Source organism: Acidovorax sp. GW821-FHT10E03 (assembly GCF_059415205.1).
Genome location: NZ_JBWKMU010000002.1, coordinates 323,762 through 337,570, shown reverse-complemented (window position 1 = coordinate 337,570; position 13,809 = coordinate 323,762). Strand labels below are relative to the sequence as shown.

Genomic DNA, 13,809 nt, shown 5'->3' with positions numbered 1-13,809 from the left:
GATTCATTCACAACCCCCAGAGGGAAACCATGAGCGATATCGAAGCACGCGTCAAAAAAATCATTGCCGAACAACTCGGCGTGGAAGAGTCCCAAGTCACCAATGAAAAGGCCTTCGTGGCAGACCTCGGTGCCGACTCGCTTGACACGGTGGAGCTGGTGATGGCGCTGGAAGACGAATTCGGCATCGAGATTCCGGATGAAGACGCCGAGAAGATCACCACGGTGCAAAACGCCATCGACTACGCCAATACCCACCAGAAGGCCTGAGCGGCGCTTTGCGCCTGACTCAAGCGATCAGCAGAAGGTTTTTTACGCATGAGCCGTCGTCGCGTTGTCGTGACCGGCCTGGGATGCGTCAGCCCCGTGGGCAACACGGTGGCCGAATCCTGGGCCAACCTCCTTGCCGGAAAATCCGGCATTGATCTCATCACCAAGTTCGACGCGTCGAACTTCGCCTGCAAGATCGCGGGGGAGGTCAAAGGTCTTGACCTGGAGTCGTACATCAGCGCCAAGGATGCGCGCGCGATGGACAGCTTCATTCATTTCGGCATCGCGGCAGCTGCGCAGGCGGTGCAGGATGCCGGCCTGCCCACGGGTGAGGCGCTCAGCGAAGAGTTCGCCACGCGCATTGCCTGTGTGATCGGATCGGGGATTGGTGGCCTGCCACTGATCGAGAACACCCACGCGGAACTGGTCAGCCGCGGCCCCCGTCGCATCACGCCGTTCTTCGTGCCGGCGTCCATCATCAACATGGTGGCGGGCCATGTGTCCATGCGCTTTGGCTTCAAGGGCCCCAACCTGGCGGTGGTCACTGCCTGCACCACGGGCCTGCACTGCATCGGCGAGGCGGGCCGGATGATCGAGTACGGCGATGCCGACGTGGTGGTCGCCGGTGGCACGGAATCCACGGTGTCGCCGCTGGGCATCGGGGGGTTCGCGGCCATGCGTGCCCTGTCCACCCGCAACGACGACCCCAAGACAGCATCCCGCCCCTGGGACAAGGACCGCGATGGTTTTGTGCTGGGCGAGGGCGCCGGCGTGATGGTGCTGGAAGAATACGAGCATGCCAAAGCCCGGGGTGCCAAGATTTACGCAGAATTGAGCGGCTTTGGCATGAGTGCCGATGCCGGGCACATGACGGCCCCCAACATGGATGGCCCGCGCCGCGCCATGCTCAACGCCTTGCGCAATGCGGGCATGAATGCCGACCAGGTCGACTACCTGAACGCCCACGGTACTTCCACGCCCCTGGGTGACATCAACGAAACAAATGCCATCAAGGCGGCCTTGGGCGACCATGCCTACAAGACCGTGGTGAGTTCTACCAAATCCATGACCGGCCACTTGCTGGGCGGCGCGGGTGGTATCGAGAGCATCTTCACGGTGTTGGCGCTGCATGAGCAAAAGGTGCCGCCGACCATCAATTTGCTGAATCAGGATCCGGAGTGCGATCTGGATTACTGCGCCAACACGGCGCGTGACATGAAGATCGACGTGGCCGTCAAGAACAACTTCGGTTTTGGCGGCACCAACGGAACCCTGGTCTTCAAACGCGTCTGATCCTCTGGCACCACATCCTGCCGCGCTGGATGACAAGGCCTTCCTGCCTTGTTGTTGCCTTGAGCCCGAGGGCGGGCCTGCCGCGAAGCTGTGCCCCGGCCTGGGCCGTGGGCTTTTGGTGACCGGTGGCGCGCCATGGACGTGACCTCCTCGCGGCGGCCGCCGGCGGTGCTGTACCCCCTGCGGCGCAGCTGTGCGCTGGCTGGCGCGCTGCTGGCAGGCGCGGGCGGGCTCGGCGCGTGGTTCTTTCGAGGCTCGGGTGCGGGCTCCCTCTGGCCTGTTCTGGCCGGCGGCGGGCTCTGGCTCGTGGCCGCCGCCAGCGCACTGCACTTCTGGGTTCACCAGTTTTCTGGTGCCATTCGCTGGGACGGACAGTTCTGGGTTCTGGAGAGTGGGCAGCCCGGCGACACATTGGCGGCACTTTCCGCTTCCCCGGAAGTCCTTCTCGACGTGCAATCGCATCTGTGGCTGCAGGCGCGCCCCGCGGGGCGCGGCCGCATCTGGCTGTGGCTGGAGCGTTCCACCCAGCCTGAACGTTGGATGGATCTGCGCCGTGCGGTATATTCGCGCCCCAGACCGGGCGCTGGCAACGCTGACGAAACCGCCCCGGCAGCAGCCGTGGGGCGTGAATCCTGAGTATCCATGACTGTAATTCCGCCTTCCCCTTCCGAAGACAGCGATCTCCAACTGGTGGAGCGCACGGTGGCGGGCGATCAGCGCGCCTATGAGCTACTGGTCATCAAGTACCAGCGCCGCATCGAGCGCCTCATTGGACGCATGGTGCGCGACACCGACCTCGTGCAGGACATCGCACAGGAGACGTTCATCCGTGCCTACCGCGCACTGCATCAGTTCCGCGGCGATGCGCAGTTCTACACCTGGCTCTACCGGATTGCCGTCAATACCGCCAAGAAGGCGCTGATGGACATGAAACGCAATCCCGTCATTTCGGAGAATGCGCTGCGAGGGAATGAGGATGAAGATGAAACTTCCCGCCTCGGACACGAACTAACCAGCGAAGAAACCCCCGAAACCGTGCTCGCGGCCCGAGAAATCGCGCAAGCCGTCAATGCGGCCATGGAGGCGTTACCCGAAGATCTGCGCCAGGCGGTGACCTTGCGCGAGATCGAGGGACTGAGTTACGAAGAGATCGCAACGGCCATGGATTGCCCCATTGGCACGGTGCGGTCCCGGATTTTCCGGGCGCGTGAGGCCATTTCGGCAAAAGTGCGCCCCTTGCTTGAAAACCAGTCGGGCAAACGGTGGTGAGGTAATGAAATGAACAAGGCTGTACGTAGCGATGGATTGGCAGAGGGCGCCGTGGTGAATGAGATGCACAGGCGCGAACAGTTGTCTGCACTGGCCGATGGCCAGTTGCAGGGGGATGAGTTGGCCGATGCCCTGGCCTACGCGGAGCAAGCCGAGGGGCATGCGGCGTGGCAGCTCTATCACCTGGTGGGTGACGTATTGCGTTCGTCCGATCTGGCGCGGCCCTCCAGCCCGGATTTCATGGCACGGCTGCGCGATGAGCTCGCCAAGGAAGGGCCTGCCCTGGGCGTTCAGCCCCCGGTGCAGGTGGCAGTGGTGGCTCCCGTGATGGAGAGTGCCGCGAATGCGTCCGTCTTCCGCTGGAAGATGGTCGCTGGTTTTGCATCGCTGGCGGCGGTGGCAGCGATTGGATGGACCTCCTTGGCCAGCCTGCAAGGCACTGGTGCGGCGGGTCCGTCGGGCGGTGCCCAGCTCGCTCTTGCGCCGGAATCCGCGCCCAGCACCGCTGGCACGCCCGTGGTGGCCGTGGCGGATGCCGAAGGTGGGGCACAGGTGATGATTCGCGATCCCCGCCTGGACGAGTTGCTGGCGGCGCACAAGCAGTTTGGCAGCACTTCCGCCCTGCAGATGCCCGCGGGCTTCCTGCGCAATGCGACATTTGAGACACCCGGCCGCTGAGTCAAGGATGGCTCTTTGTGCTGAGACCGTGCGATGACCAATACAGGGGTTGCGGGCAATAGCGTGATTGCGCCATGTCGGTGGTTCAGGTCCGGGTGGGTGGCGGTGCTGCTGTGCGTGGCGGGGCTTTCCGCCGCGATGGGGGAGGCGCAACCGGAAAAGTCGCCTCGTCCGTTGGGAGACGCGGCCCCGGTGCCCGCGGCGCGCACCATCGTGCAATGGATTGAGCGCATGCACAGCGCGCCCTGCATCCGGCCCTATGCGGGAACCTTCGTGGTGCTTGCAGCCTCGGGCGCGATGGCCAGTTCGCGCATCTGGCACGCCTGTGAAGGGCAGCAGCAGATGGAGCGCGTGGAGGCGCTGAGCGGCACGCCGCGGACTATTTTCCGGCGCGATGACGAGGTGCGCACTTTCTGGCCCCAGTCCCGGGTGGTCCGCTCGGACCGCCGCGAAGCCTCGGGGCAGTTTCCGCGCGTTCCTGTGGTCAACGGCACGTCGATCTCCCAGTTCTATGTCTCGCGTTCGGTGGGGCAGGAGCGGGTGGCGGGTTTTGTCGCGGACGTGGTGTGGTTCAAGCCGGTGGACTCCCTGCGCTTCGGCTACAGGCTGTGGAGCGAGCGGGACACCGGCCTTGTCGTGAAGCTGCAGACACTGGCTGCGGATGGCCGCGTTCTGGAGCAGGCCGCCTTTTCAGAGCTGGATCTGAATGCGCCCGTGCGAGTGGAGCAGCTCTCGCGCCTGATGGATGCCACGGAGGGCTACAAGGTCGTGGCACCGGCCGTGGTCAAGACCACCGCGTCGGCAGAGGGGTGGGCCTTGCGCCAGCCGGTCGCGGGATTTGTTCCGGTGAGTTGCCATCGGCGCGCGGTGTCTGCCGCGGACGATGCCCAGGGCGTTCTGCAATGCCTGTACTCCGATGGCCTCGCGTCGGTCTCGCTGTTCGTGGAGCCGTTTGATCCCCAGCGGCACCCTGCGCAGCCCCAGGTGTCGAGCATGGGCGCCACCCAATTGCTGGCGATGCGGGTCTTGCCCGATGTGTGGCTCACCGCGGTCGGAGAGGTACCGCTGCAGACCCTTCGCCTGTTTGCCGGGCAACTGGAGCGCACCCGCTGATTGCACGGCTGCCACTCCGTGGGGTGGCGGGCCGCTGCGGGTTGCGGCCTGCCCCTCAGAGGGGCATGCAGACAGCACGTCAGCGCGGGAACCAAATGGCCGCACACTCTTCACAGTTACATACAGTTTGATGACTGCGTTCGTCACAATTCACGAAAGGTCGATGATGCCGAAGTTCGATGGAAATGCGCTGCGCTCCGTAGCATTTGCGTGCATGTTCGCCGGGGTTGCCGGTGGAGCGTTTTTGCCCCAGGCCGCCTTCGCGCAGCCCGCCGCGGCTGTGCGTGGCCTGCCAGACTTTACCGACCTGGTGGACCAGGTGGGCCCGTCCGTGGTCAACATACGGACCGTGGAAAAGGCCTCCAGCCGCGCGAGCGCGAATGGCATGGACGAGGAAATGCTGGAGTTCTTCCGCCGTTTCGGAGTGCCGATTCCCAACGTGCCGAGGCAGCAGCGCCCGCAGAGGCCCCAGGACGACGAGCAGCCCCGTGGCGTGGGCTCGGGCTTCATCCTGACCACGGACGGGTTTGTCATGACGAACGCGCATGTCGTGGAGGGGGCCGATGAAGTGATCGTCACGCTGACCGACAAGCGTGAGTTCAAGGCCAAGATCATCGGCGCGGACAAGCGCACGGATGTGGCCGTGGTCAAGATCGAGGCCACCGGGCTGCCCGCAGTGAAGGTGGGTGATCTGGGGCGCCTGCGTGTCGGAGAGTGGGTCATGGCGATTGGCTCGCCTTTCGGGCTGGAGAACACGGTGACCGCGGGCATCGTCAGTGCCAAGCAGCGCGATACCGGCGACTACCTGCCCTTCATCCAGACCGACGTGGCCATCAACCCTGGAAACTCGGGGGGGCCCCTGATCAACATGCGCGGCGAGGTGGTGGGGATCAACAGCCAGATCTATTCGCGCTCGGGTGGATTCATGGGTATTTCGTTTGCCATCCCGATGGATGAAGCCATCCGGGTGAGCGAACAATTGCGCGCGTCCGGGCGGGTCACGCGGGGTCGCATCGGCGTGCAGATCGGACAGGTCACCAAGGACGTGGCGGAATCGATTGGCCTGGGCAAGGCGCAGGGGGCCCTGGTGACCGGCGTGGAGGCTGGATCGCCGGCAGACAAGGCCGGGGTGGAAGCGGGGGACATCATCACCCGTTTCGATGGCAAGACCATCGAGAAGGTGGCTGATTTGCCCCGGCTGGTGGGCAACACCAAGCCCGGCACCAAGAGCACCATGACCGTATTCCGCCGGGGCGCTTCGCGGGATCTGGGCATCACCATTGCCGAGATCGAGCCTGACAAGCCCGCGGCCGCCAAAGCGGCAGAACGGGAAGAGAAGCCCAAGGCATCGGCCGCTGCGCAGCAAATCGGGCTGGCGGTGATTGAACTTTCCGATGCGCAGAAGAAGGATCTCAAGGTCAAGGGAGGGGTACTGGTGGCGACCGCCACGGAGGCTGCCGCGCGTGCCGGCCTGCGCGAAGGTGACGTGATTCTTGCGATCGCAAACACCGAGGTGTCGGGGGTCAAGGAGTTCGAAGCCGTGCTGGCAAAGGCGGACAAGAGCAAGGCTATCAATGTGCTGTACCGACGCGGAGAGTGGGCGCAATATGCCTTGATCCGGCCCGGACGCTGAGGCGTCGGATGTGCGGGTGGGGGCGCCTGGGCGGCGATTCCCCACTTTTGCAATGGGCTATTTGACCGCGGCGAAAGGTTTTTTGGCGTTTTTGCTGGAACCTCTCCGAAGGCATGAATGTTAGCTTTTGCTAACTTTTTCAAGGTCTATCAACTGGATTCGATAGAATAGAGGCTCCTGTTCAACGCTAATCTGTATATTGGCCAGGCGCGGATTCACGATGCGGGATGCGCTGGTGCAATGCACAGCTGATCCACAGCTCACCCACAAGTTGTCCAGCGTTGTTGTTGTGCAGACTGTGAATAAGTTGTGAATAAAAGCCCTGTTGCACCCTGGCAACTCCCCCTGGATGCAGTCGTATGGGCTTTTTCCTGCGGGCTTTTTGCCTACAATGAAGCTCCAACTATCGCAGTTGCCAATGATTGTTGGTTCAGGGCGCGTCGCCATTCGACGCGCCCTTTTTTCTTGTGTGCTCCGTTTTAATTCAATCACTTGACGCTTTCCGTTGATGAACCACATCAGAAATTTTTCCATCATTGCGCACATCGACCATGGCAAGTCGACGCTCGCTGATCGCTTGATCCAGCGCTGTGGCGGCCTTGCGGACCGTGAGATGGAGGCCCAGGTTCTGGACTCGATGGACATCGAAAAGGAGCGTGGGATAACCATCAAGGCGCAGACGGCGGCACTGCAATACAAGGCACAGGATGGCCAGGTCTACAACCTCAATCTGATCGACACGCCGGGTCATGTGGATTTCTCGTATGAAGTGAGCCGCTCGCTGTCTGCCTGCGAGGGCGCGTTGCTGGTGGTCGATGCATCCCAGGGCGTCGAAGCCCAGACGGTCGCGAACTGCTACACGGCGCTGGACCTGGGTGTCGAGGTCGTGCCGGTGCTCAACAAGATGGATTTGCCCAATGCGGATCCGGACAACGCCAAGGCCGAGATCGAGGACGTGATCGGCATCGACGCCACGGATGCCATTCCATGTTCCGCCAAGACGGGCATGGGCATCGAGGAGATCCTGGAAGCCATCGTCGCCAAGGTGCCCGCGCCGCGCGGCAATGCGCAGGGTCCGCTGCGGGCCATGATCATCGACAGCTGGTTTGACAGCTATGTCGGGGTCGTGATGCTGGTGCGCGTGGTGGACGGGCGGCTGCTCAAGGGCGAGCGCATCAAGATGATGGCCAGTGGCGCCGTGTACAACGCCGACAACCTGGGGGTGTTCACGCCCGCCAACGAGCCGCGCAATTCGCTGGATGCGGGGCAGGTGGGCTACATCATCGCGGGCATCAAGGAGCTGCAGGCCGCCAAGGTCGGCGACACGATCACGCTGGAAAAGAAGCTGCCCAACAACGCAGGCCCCGCCGCCGAGGCCTTGCCCGGCTTCAAGGAAATCCAGCCGCAGGTTTTCGCGGGGCTGTACCCCACCGAAGCGAGCGAGTACGACTCGCTGCGCGATGCGCTGGAAAAGCTCAAGCTCAACGACGCCTCGCTGCACTACGAACCCGAAGTGAGCCAGGCGCTGGGCTTTGGTTTTCGTTGCGGATTCCTCGGGCTCCTGCACATGGAAATCGTGCAGGAGCGCCTGGAGCGGGAGTTCGACCAGGACCTCATCACCACGGCGCCCAGCGTGGTCTACCAGGTGGTCAAGGCCGATGGCGAAGTGATCATGGTCGAGAATCCCTCCAAGATGCCGGACCAGGGGCGGCTGGAGGAGATCCGCGAGCCCATCGTCACGGTGCATCTGTACATGCCGCAGGACTATGTGGGCCCGGTGATGACACTGGCCAACCAGAAGCGCGGCGTGCAGATGAACATGGCATACCACGGCCGCCAGGTGATGCTCACCTACGAAATGCCGCTGGGCGAAATCGTGCTCGACTTCTTCGACAAGCTCAAGTCGGTGTCGCGCGGCTATGCCTCCATGGACTACGAGTTCAAGGAATACCGCGCCTCCGATGTGGTGAAGGTCGACATCCTGCTCAACGGTGAAAAGGTCGACGCGCTGTCCATCATCGTGCACCGCTCGCAATCGCAGTACCGCGGCCGTGCCGTGGTCGCCAAGATGCGCGAGATCATCAGCCGCCAGATGTACGACGTGGCCATTCAGGCCGCCATCGGTGCCAACATCATTGCGCGCGAAACCATCAAGGCATTGCGCAAGAACGTGCTGGCAAAATGTTACGGCGGTGACATCACCCGCAAGCGCAAGCTCCTCGAGAAGCAGAAAGCAGGTAAGAAACGCATGAAACAGATTGGATCGGTCGAGGTGCCCCAGGAGGCCTTCCTGGCCATTTTGCAGGTGGAAGACTGATGCAGGCCATGCAGATTCTCACCTCTGTGGTGCTGGCCGCATTTGGCGGGTATATCGGCGCTTGGTACTTTGGGGCCGTGGAAGGCAACTTTGCCCTGCTGTTGTTCCTGGCCACGGTGGTCACGGGTGCCTACTGGCTGGCCGAGCGGCTGTACTTTTTGCCGCAGCGCCGCCGGGCGGCCCAGGCCGTGGAAGATGCCGCCGTGCAGCGCCGCGCCGAACTGGACCGCATGGGCATCCAGAAGGTTGATGTGGATGTCCAGGAAGCCAAGGGGAGGCTGCTCATGCAGCCCTGGTGGCTGGACTGGACCGCAGGACTGTTCCCGGTGATCGTCGCGGTGTTCCTGCTGAGGTCATTTCTGTTCGAGCCTTTCAAGATTCCGTCGGGTTCCATGATTCCCACGCTGCTGGTGGGCGACCTGATCCTGGTGAACAAGTTCACCTACGGTGTCCGCCTGCCGGTCATCCACACCAAGATCACCGAAGGCACCAAGCCTGCGCGGGGGGATGTGCTGGTGTTTCGCTACCCGCCACAGCCCAGCCTGGACTACATCAAGCGGGTGGTCGGAGTGCCGGGGGACGAGGTCGCCTACCTCAACAAGCGCCTCACGATCAACGGCCAAGCCGTGGATACCAAGGCAGCGCCGGATTTCTTCGAAGAGGATTCGATGCGCTACTTCAAGCAGTTTGAAGAGCAACTGGGCCCGCAGCCGCATCGCTTGCTGAACAACCCCGATGTTCCTGCCTTCGTGCAGGGCGCGAGCAATTTTGCCTACCGGCAAAACTGCCGCTACAGTGTCGAAGGCGTCGTCTGCAAGGTGCCGGAAGGCCACTATTTCATGATGGGGGACAACCGGGACAACTCGCTCGATTCGCGCTACTGGGGATTCGTTCCAGAAGGCAATATCGTCGGGAAGGCCTTTTTTGTCTGGATGAATTTCGGTAACCTCAAGCGCATCGGTTCATTCCACTAAGCCACGGCCGTCAAGGCAAACAAGGAGAGGGAATACATCATGGTGAAAGTCCATCGCGTGGCCAGCCGGTCGCGCCAGCGCGGATTGTCTTTTTTTGGTCTGGTCTTCATTGGTGTCCTGGCTGTGGCCGTTTTCGCCATTGGCGGCCAGTCGGTCCCCATTTTTCTTGAATATGTGGCCATTAAAAAAGCCGTTGAAAAGGCCAAAGTAGAAAGCTCCGTGGCTGGTGTTCAGGCGGCGTTTGACCGCGCAGCGGCAATTGACAACATTGCCTCCATCCAGGGCAAGGACCTGGAGGTGGGCAAGCGTGGCGACAAGGTCGTGGTGTCCTACAAGTACTCCCGCGAAATCGCGCTGGCGGGTCCGGCCTATCTTGTCTACCGCTTTGAAGGACACACAAATTAGTGCACGCCGGCCTTCAAGCGCTGCAGTCCCGCCTGCAGCATGTTTTTTCCGATCCATCCCTTCTCCAGCGCGCCACCACGCACCGCAGCTTTTCGGCCGACCATAACGAGCGGCTGGAGTTTCTGGGTGATTCCGTGTTGAATCTGGCGGTCGCAAGCCTGCTCTATCGGCAATTGTCGGCCTTGCCGGAAGGCGATTTGTCCCGTGTCCGTGCCAACCTCGTCAAGCAGGACACCCTGCACCAGCTGGCGCTGGGCCTCAAGATTTCCGAGGTGCTGCGTTTGGGGGAGGGGGAGTCCAAATCCGGCGGCCAGCAGCGGCCGTCCATCCTGGCCGATGCGCTGGAGGCGCTCATCGGCGCGGTGTACCTTGACGCGGGGTATGGCAGCGCGGAGGCGCTGGTGCACCGCCTGTTCCAGGGTGTCGAGATCAACCCGCAGATGCAGGCGGCGTCCAAGGATGCCAAAACCGCGTTGCAGGAGTGGCTCCAGGGCCGCAAAATGAAGCTGCCGCAGTACCGCGTGGTGGCGACGGTCGGGGCGGCGCACCGCCAGACCTTCGATGTCGAATGCGACATTCCCGAGTTGGGCCTGACCGAGCGTGGCATCGGCGGCTCCCGCCGGGCCGGCGAGCAGGCCGCAGCGGTGGCCATGCTGGCCACATTGAAAGCAAAGAATCTATGAATGATGCTACCAAAGATGTAGCTGGTGACGAAGGTGCAGCAAGCGCAGGGGCGCAAAATGACCTGGAGGCCATGCTCGCGGCGGCGGGCGCCCCCGCGGCCGTCCCCGGCCAGCGCTGCGGCGTGATCGCCATCGTGGGCAAGCCCAACGTGGGCAAGTCCACGCTGCTCAATGCGCTGGTGGGGCAGAAGATCAGCATCACCTCGCGCAAGGCGCAGACCACGCGCCACCGCATCACCGGCATCCGCACCCGCGAGCAGACGCAGTTCATTTTCGTGGACACGCCGGGCTTCCAGACGCGCCACGCCACCGCGCTCAACAAGTCCCTGAACAAGACCGTGATGGGGGCGATCGGCGACGTGGACCTGATCCTGTTCGTGGTGGAGGCCGGCAACTTCACGCTGGCCGATGCCAAGGTACTCTCGCTGTTCAAGCCCGGCATTCCCACGCTCCTGGTGGCGAACAAGCTCGACATGGTGCACCGCCGCGCGGAGATCGCGCCCTGGCTCAAGAGCATGCAGGAGCGCCATCCGTTCACCGAATTCGTGCCCATGTCGGCTAAGAACAAGGGCGACATCGAGCGCCTTTTCGGCATCTGCGAAAAATACCTGCCCGAGCAGGGCTGGTGGTACGGCGAGGACGAACTGACCGACCGCAGCGAGAAATTCCTGGCCTCCGAAACCGTGCGCGAAAAGCTGTTCCGCTTCACCGGGGATGAACTGCCCTACACCTCCACCGTCGTCATCGACAAGTTCGAGGAAGAGGCGAGCAAGCAGCACAAGCGACTGGTCAAGATCGCCGCCACCATCGTGGTGGAGCGGGACAACCACAAGATGATGGTCATCGGCGACAAGGGTGAGCGGCTCAAGCGCATCGGCACCGAGGCGCGGCAGGAGCTGGAAAAGCTCATGGATGCCAAAGTGTTCCTGGAGCTGTGGGTCAAGGTCCGCTCCGGCTGGGCTGACGATGAAGCCCGGGTGCGTTCCTTCGGCTACGAGTAAGTGCATGCCATCAGCGCCCGCTGCCCGCCGGGTGGCCGGCGTTGGTTGAGCCGCCACCACACTCCATCCTCACGCCTATCCCTGCGACCCCCCACGTGGCTGCCGCCAAGCGCATCTCCGATGAACCTGCCTTCGTGCTGCACAGCTACGACTGGAGCGAGTCCAGCCTGATCCTGGAGGTCTTCAGCCGCCACTACGGCCGCGTCGCCCTGGTGGCCAAGGGCGCGAAGAAGCCCAGCTCCAACTTCCGCCCGGTGCTGCTGCCGCTGCAGCCCCTGCTGCTGACCTACACCCTGGCCGGCAATGGCGACGCGGACATCCACGGGCTCAAGGGCGCCGAGTGGGTGGGTGGCCACGTGATGCCCACGGGCGACGCCCTGCTGTCGGGCCTATACCTCAACGAACTGCTGCTGCGCCTGTTGGCCCGCGCGGACCCGCACGCCGCGCTGTTCGACGCCTACGCGGGCGTGGTGCGGGTGCTGGCCAGCGAGCATGGCGACGCCCTGGAGCCCGTGCTGCGCAGTTTCGAACTGCTGCTGCTGCGCGAGATCGGCCTGTTGCCGAGCCTCGACGTCCAGACCATGACCCTGGCCCCCCTGCAGGCCGGCACGCGCTACACGCTGGTCCCCGAAGGGGGCCTGCGCGCTGCCTCGGCGGCCGAGCGGGGCGGGCTGCCGGGCAGCCAGTGGCAGGCATTGCAGCGGGCGCTGGACGATGCCGCCAGCTATACCGCCACACTGCGGGCCTGCGTTGCCGTCTCGGCCGAACTCAAGCCCCAGCTGCGTGCCCTGCTGCAATACCATTGCGGCAGCCCGACGCTGCGCACCCGCCAGCTCATGATCGACCTGCAGGCCCTATGAACCAGCCACACCGCCCTCCGCACCCGACCACCGCCCTGTCGGTCAACGTCAACAAGGTCGCCCTGGTGCGCAACACGCGCCACCTGGGCATTCCGAGCGTCACGCGCGCGGCCGAGCTGTGCCTGCGGGCGGGCGCGCAGGGCATCACCGTGCATCCCCGGCCCGACGAGCGGCACATCCGCGGCCAGGACGTGTTCGAGCTGGCCGCCTTGATGAAGGCCTGGCCCGATCGCGAATACAACATCGAAGGCAACCCGTCGCAGAACCTGATGGACTTCATCCGCCAGGTGCGCCCCCACCAGGCGACCTTCGTGCCCGACAGCGAAGACCAGTTCACCAGCGACCACGGCTGGAGCTTTCCGCAGGATGCCGGGCGCCTGGCGCCTCTGATCGCCGAGTGCAAGGCACTGGGTGTGCGCGTGAGCCTGTTCATGGACCCGGTGCCGGAGCAGATGGCCGCCGCCAGGGCGGTGGGCGCCGACCGGGTGGAGCTGTACACCGAGCCCTATGCCGCCGCCTGGGGCACCCCGCAGCAGGAGGTTGAGCTAAAACGCTACGCTGCGGCCGCACAGGCCGCGCTGGATGCGGGCCTGGGCGTGAATGCGGGCCACGACCTGAACCGCGACAACCTCGCCGCCTTCGTGCGCGGCGTGCCCGGCGTGCTGGAGGTCTCGATTGGGCATGCACTGATCGCCGACGCGCTGGAGCTGGGCTACGCCGCCACGGTGTTGGCCTACCTGGGCTGCATCCGGTCGGGTTTCGCGGCACAGGCAGATAACTCCTGATTTGATAGCTGCTTGCGCTTGATGAATAAGCGCTGGCGGCTGATTTGACTCAAAAAAACCATGATCTACGGCATCGGCACCGACATCTGCGACGTGCGCCGCATCGCGGCCAGCCTGGAGCGCCACGGCGAGCGTTTTGCCCAGAAGGTGCTGGCCGACGGCGAACTGGTCACCTGGCGCGAGAGGAGCAGCCGCTGGCCCGACCGGGGCCTGCGCTACCTGGCCACGCGCTTTTCCGCCAAGGAAGCCTTCAGCAAGGCCATCGGCCTGGGCATGCGCATGCCCATGACCTGGCGCCACTGCGAGGTCGCCAAGCTGCCATCCGGCCAGCCAGTCATCGTGCTGCACGGCGCGCTCAAGGAATGGTTCGAGGTCCGGGGGCTGCAGGCGCACCTGAGCGTGACCGACGAGACCGACTACGCCGCCAGTTTCTGCGTGGTCGAGAGGGCTGAAGAAAAATCGGCCTCCAGCGCTTGATTGGCAAGCGCTGATAGCTATTATTTGCATAGCAAAATCATTCTTGAAACCC

The 13,809-nt window shown here is 63.5% G+C and carries 16 protein-coding genes; 15 read left to right on the top strand and 1 reads right to left on the bottom strand.

All coding sequences use genetic code 11. The annotated features are described in order from the left end of the window. Nucleotides 1-29 precede the first annotated feature (29 nt). From acpP to AC07OD_RS04695, 7 genes are all read left to right on the top strand, one after another. Nucleotides 30-269: an acyl carrier protein gene (gene acpP, locus AC07OD_RS04725; RefSeq protein ID WP_003058049.1), complete on the top strand. Its 240-nt coding sequence runs from the start codon at nt 30-32 to the stop codon at nt 267-269. 48 nt (nt 270-317) lie between these two features. Next, nucleotides 318-1,562 carry a beta-ketoacyl-ACP synthase II gene (gene fabF, locus AC07OD_RS04720; RefSeq protein WP_218295600.1) on the top strand — a complete coding sequence of 415 codons (1,245 nt, stop codon included), beginning with the start codon at nt 318-320 and terminating at the stop codon, nt 1,560-1,562. Nucleotides 1,563-1,697: 135 nt separating this feature from the next. Continuing rightward, complete coding sequence (locus tag AC07OD_RS04715) at nt 1,698-2,198, top strand: hypothetical protein (RefSeq protein ID WP_494595383.1); 501 nt, start codon at nt 1,698-1,700, stop codon at nt 2,196-2,198. A 6-nt stretch (nt 2,199-2,204) separates the two neighbouring features. Beyond that, the gene (rpoE, locus tag AC07OD_RS04710; protein ID WP_218295598.1) at nt 2,205-2,831 is read left to right on the top strand and encodes an RNA polymerase sigma factor RpoE; all 627 of its coding nucleotides are present in this window, start codon (nt 2,205-2,207) and stop codon (nt 2,829-2,831) included. 9 nt (nt 2,832-2,840) lie between these two features. Continuing rightward, nucleotides 2,841-3,509: a sigma-E factor negative regulatory protein gene (locus tag AC07OD_RS04705; protein WP_218295597.1), complete on the top strand. Its 669-nt coding sequence runs from the start codon at nt 2,841-2,843 to the stop codon at nt 3,507-3,509. A 33-nt stretch (nt 3,510-3,542) separates the two neighbouring features. After that, nucleotides 3,543-4,622, top strand: coding sequence for a MucB/RseB C-terminal domain-containing protein (locus AC07OD_RS04700; RefSeq protein WP_255594727.1), 1,080 nt, complete (start codon nt 3,543-3,545; stop codon nt 4,620-4,622). Nucleotides 4,623-4,788: 166 nt separating this feature from the next. Next, entirely contained in the window at nt 4,789-6,255 is a 1,467-nt protein-coding gene (locus AC07OD_RS04695; protein WP_494595380.1) for a Do family serine endopeptidase, read from the top strand. 120 nt (nt 6,256-6,375) lie between these two features. Here AC07OD_RS04695 and AC07OD_RS04690 read toward each other — a convergent pair whose 3' ends face one another. Continuing rightward, the gene (locus AC07OD_RS04690) at nt 6,376-6,774 is read right to left on the bottom strand and encodes a hypothetical protein (RefSeq protein WP_218340104.1); all 399 of its coding nucleotides are present in this window, start codon (nt 6,772-6,774) and stop codon (nt 6,376-6,378) included. Here AC07OD_RS04690 and lepA point away from each other — a divergent pair. The 8 genes from lepA (at nt 6,764) to acpS (ending at nt 13,757) form a co-directional block, all read left to right on the top strand. Continuing rightward, nucleotides 6,764-8,572, top strand: coding sequence for a translation elongation factor 4 (gene lepA / locus AC07OD_RS04685; RefSeq protein WP_218295594.1), 1,809 nt, complete (start codon nt 6,764-6,766; stop codon nt 8,570-8,572). The two genes, AC07OD_RS04690 and lepA, sit on opposite strands and share 11 nt — an antisense overlap. Next, complete coding sequence (gene lepB, locus AC07OD_RS04680) at nt 8,572-9,546, top strand: signal peptidase I (protein ID WP_218295593.1); 975 nt, start codon at nt 8,572-8,574, stop codon at nt 9,544-9,546. Before lepA ends, lepB begins: the two co-directional genes overlap by 1 nt. Before the next feature lie 39 nt (nt 9,547-9,585). Continuing rightward, the gene (locus tag AC07OD_RS04675; protein ID WP_218295592.1) at nt 9,586-9,951 is read left to right on the top strand and encodes a DUF4845 domain-containing protein; all 366 of its coding nucleotides are present in this window, start codon (nt 9,586-9,588) and stop codon (nt 9,949-9,951) included. Beyond that, nucleotides 9,951-10,634 (top strand): ribonuclease III, encoded by a 684-nt coding sequence (gene rnc / locus AC07OD_RS04670; protein ID WP_218295591.1) that lies wholly within the window; start codon nt 9,951-9,953, stop codon nt 10,632-10,634. The genes AC07OD_RS04675 and rnc overlap by 1 nt, the downstream gene beginning before the upstream one ends. Further along, nucleotides 10,631-11,635 (top strand): GTPase Era, encoded by a 1,005-nt coding sequence (gene era, locus AC07OD_RS04665; RefSeq protein ID WP_218295590.1) that lies wholly within the window; start codon nt 10,631-10,633, stop codon nt 11,633-11,635. Before rnc ends, era begins: the two co-directional genes overlap by 4 nt. A gap of 95 nt (nt 11,636-11,730) precedes the next feature. Further along, nucleotides 11,731-12,495, top strand: coding sequence for a DNA repair protein RecO (gene recO, locus AC07OD_RS04660; protein WP_494595376.1), 765 nt, complete (start codon nt 11,731-11,733; stop codon nt 12,493-12,495). Further along, nucleotides 12,492-13,280 (top strand): pyridoxine 5'-phosphate synthase, encoded by a 789-nt coding sequence (locus tag AC07OD_RS04655; RefSeq protein ID WP_494595374.1) that lies wholly within the window; start codon nt 12,492-12,494, stop codon nt 13,278-13,280. The genes recO and AC07OD_RS04655 overlap by 4 nt, the downstream gene beginning before the upstream one ends. Nucleotides 13,281-13,340: 60 nt before the next feature. Next, complete coding sequence (gene acpS / locus AC07OD_RS04650; RefSeq protein ID WP_494595372.1) at nt 13,341-13,757, top strand: holo-ACP synthase; 417 nt, start codon at nt 13,341-13,343, stop codon at nt 13,755-13,757. The last annotated feature ends 52 nt before the right edge of the window (nt 13,758-13,809 follow it).

What these genes read in the sequence shown, in the direction of transcription:
- AC07OD_RS04690 (WP_218340104.1), bottom strand. Translation starts at nt 6,774, where the DNA reads ATGTGGTTCATCAACGGAAAGCGTCAAGTGATTGAATTAAAACGGAGC.
- acpS (WP_494595372.1), top strand. Translation starts at nt 13,341, where the DNA reads ATGATCTACGGCATCGGCACCGACATCTGCGACGTGCGCCGCATCGCG.
- AC07OD_RS04715 (WP_494595383.1), top strand. Translation starts at nt 1,698, where the DNA reads ATGGACGTGACCTCCTCGCGGCGGCCGCCGGCGGTGCTGTACCCCCTG.
- fabF (WP_218295600.1), top strand. Translation starts at nt 318, where the DNA reads ATGAGCCGTCGTCGCGTTGTCGTGACCGGCCTGGGATGCGTCAGCCCC.
- AC07OD_RS04695 (WP_494595380.1), top strand. Translation starts at nt 4,789, where the DNA reads ATGCCGAAGTTCGATGGAAATGCGCTGCGCTCCGTAGCATTTGCGTGC.
- lepA (WP_218295594.1), top strand. Translation starts at nt 6,764, where the DNA reads ATGAACCACATCAGAAATTTTTCCATCATTGCGCACATCGACCATGGC.
- rpoE (WP_218295598.1), top strand. Translation starts at nt 2,205, where the DNA reads ATGACTGTAATTCCGCCTTCCCCTTCCGAAGACAGCGATCTCCAACTG.
- acpP (WP_003058049.1), top strand. Translation starts at nt 30, where the DNA reads ATGAGCGATATCGAAGCACGCGTCAAAAAAATCATTGCCGAACAACTC.
- AC07OD_RS04675 (WP_218295592.1), top strand. Translation starts at nt 9,586, where the DNA reads ATGGTGAAAGTCCATCGCGTGGCCAGCCGGTCGCGCCAGCGCGGATTG.
- era (WP_218295590.1), top strand. Translation starts at nt 10,631, where the DNA reads ATGAATGATGCTACCAAAGATGTAGCTGGTGACGAAGGTGCAGCAAGC.
- AC07OD_RS04655 (WP_494595374.1), top strand. Translation starts at nt 12,492, where the DNA reads ATGAACCAGCCACACCGCCCTCCGCACCCGACCACCGCCCTGTCGGTC.
- AC07OD_RS04700 (WP_255594727.1), top strand. Translation starts at nt 3,543, where the DNA reads ATGACCAATACAGGGGTTGCGGGCAATAGCGTGATTGCGCCATGTCGG.
- lepB (WP_218295593.1), top strand. Translation starts at nt 8,572, where the DNA reads ATGCAGGCCATGCAGATTCTCACCTCTGTGGTGCTGGCCGCATTTGGC.
- AC07OD_RS04705 (WP_218295597.1), top strand. Translation starts at nt 2,841, where the DNA reads ATGAACAAGGCTGTACGTAGCGATGGATTGGCAGAGGGCGCCGTGGTG.